Raw genomic sequence first — 2,075 nt, forward strand, 5'->3', positions numbered from 1 at the left:
GCTGCGGGGTCTGGGCGTGGGCGGCGCCGGCGGCCAGGGGGGCGGCGAGCGCTGCGGCGAGGGCCAGGGGAGCAAGAAGGCGCATGGGGACTTTCAGGACTCAAAGCGGTGAGGCGTCACCGTAGCGATCCTTGATCGGAACTTCGCGGCGAAATTTGGGGCCCTTCTCCCCTTGCGGGAGAAGGTGGCCGCCGCAGGCGGACGGATGAGGGGTCGCACAGCGGCGCCACCGCGCGGCGGACCTGGCTTTCACCCCCTCATCCGGCGCTTCGCGCCACCTTCTCCCGCAAGGGGAGAAGGGATTCAGTTCTCCGCCCCGTGCGCATAGACCCCCAGCATCGTCCCGACGAAGCCGCCGGCGACCTTGGTGCTCAGCGACGTCCCATCCGCCCCGGCCTTCAGCGTTTCCCACTTCCCGGGCGCGGTCCCGTAGGCGAAGTCCAGCGCTCCCGCCTTGACGTCGATCTTCAGGTTCAGCGGTTGGCCGGTCTTGAGGGAAACCGGCTTTTCGGCCACCACCACGCCATCGACCGGATCGCCCTTGCCGGTCCGCTTCTCGACCCGCACCAGCGTCTTGCCGCCGTCGCGGACCAGGCCCACGAACCAGTAGAAGTCGTCGGACTGCAGGGCCACCAGGCCCGCCTTGTCGCCGTCGGCCTTGGGCGTGAAGCGCACGGTGGTCTGGGCGGTGGCGTTCATGTGCTGCTGGCGGCGCGCCCAGATCGAGGGCTGCTCCTGGCCGCCCAGCTTGTCCTTGCGGGCTTCCAGGCTCAGCGTCCCGCCCTTCACCGACCACCAGCGCGAGGTCGGGATGCGCATGGTCATCCAGCCCGGGGGCAGTTCGGGGCCCGCGAAGCTCTCGGCCGCCTTGAACGGGCCCGAGGTCGGCGGGGCCGGCGTCTTGGGCAATTTGGGCGCATCGGCGACGTACGGAATGGTCTTGCCGTTCTCCAGGATCACCGGCCAGCCGTCCTTCCACTCGACCGGCAGCAGGAAGGTCTCGCGGCCGGTGTTGTAGAGGTCGTCGCCATAGGGCCGCACGGCCAGGAAGGTCGCCCACCACTTGCCGTCGGGCGTATCGACGATGTCGGCGTGGCCGGCCGAGGTGATCGGCAGCGGGCGGTCCTTGGGCAGGCCGCGCTGGGTCAGGATCGGGTTCTTGTCATAGGGAATGTAAGGTCCGGTGACGGCCTTGGACCGCAGAACGACCTGGCTGTGGCCCTCGGCCGTGCCGCCCTCGGCGGCGGTCAGATAGTACCAGCCGTCCTTCTTCAGAATGTGCGGGCCCTCGGGCCAGATCGGCTTGGTCGAGGGATCGACGCCCTTGTCCAGCAGCACCGTGCGCGGGCCGATCGTCTTCTTAGCTTTCGGGTCGTATTCCTGGATCCAGATGGCGCGGTGGCCCTGGTACTCCGCCGGTCCCGGCGGCTCCTCGTTGTTGACGATCCAGCCCCGGCCGTCATCGTCGAAGAACAGCGAGGCGTCGATGCCGCCCACCTGCGGCAGCCACACCGGATCCGACCACGGCCCCTTCGGGTCCTTGGCGGTGATCAGGAAGTTGCCGCCGCAGTCGACGCAGGTGTTGAGGATGTAAAAGAGGCCGTCGTGGTGGGTGATGGCCGGGGCGAACACCGCCCGCGACAGGCCCAGGCGCTTGAAATCCAGCATGCCCGGCCGGTCGATGGCGTTGCCGATCTGGGTCCAGTTCACCAGGTCGGTGGAGTGGTGGATCGGCAGGCCCGGGAAATAGGCGAAGGTCGAGTTGACCAGGTAGTAGTCCTTGCCAACCCGCGTGATGCTGGGGTCGGGATAGAAGCCCTGGACGACCGGGTTTCGGTACTGCCCCGGCCCCGCCTTGATCACGTCGGAAGGGTCGCTGCCCTGATAGACAAAGTTGCTGAAGGCTGCGGTGTTGGGCGCGGCTTGAGCCGTCATCGGCGCCAGAGCGGGGGCGGCCAGCAGGGCCAGGGTCATTGCCGTTCGGATCATCGCTGACTCCTTCAACTTCAACTACATAAGGCGTGTCATCCCGGAAGCCTCGCAGAGGCTATCCGGGACCCAGGGGGTGCGGGAAC

The 2,075-nt window shown here is 67.9% G+C and carries 1 protein-coding gene; it reads right to left on the reverse strand.

The annotated features are described in order from the left end of the window. Positions 1-303 precede the first annotated feature (303 nt). A complete protein-coding gene (locus AX690_RS06605; RefSeq protein WP_066683067.1) occupies positions 304-1,989 on the reverse strand; it encodes a glycoside hydrolase family 43 protein in 1,686 nt (561 codons plus the stop codon). Positions 1,990-2,075: the final 86 nt, after the last annotated feature.

Origin of the sequence: Caulobacter sp. CCH9-E1, assembly GCF_001556515.1 — a bacterium.
Lineage (GTDB): Bacteria > Pseudomonadota > Alphaproteobacteria > Caulobacterales > Caulobacteraceae > Caulobacter.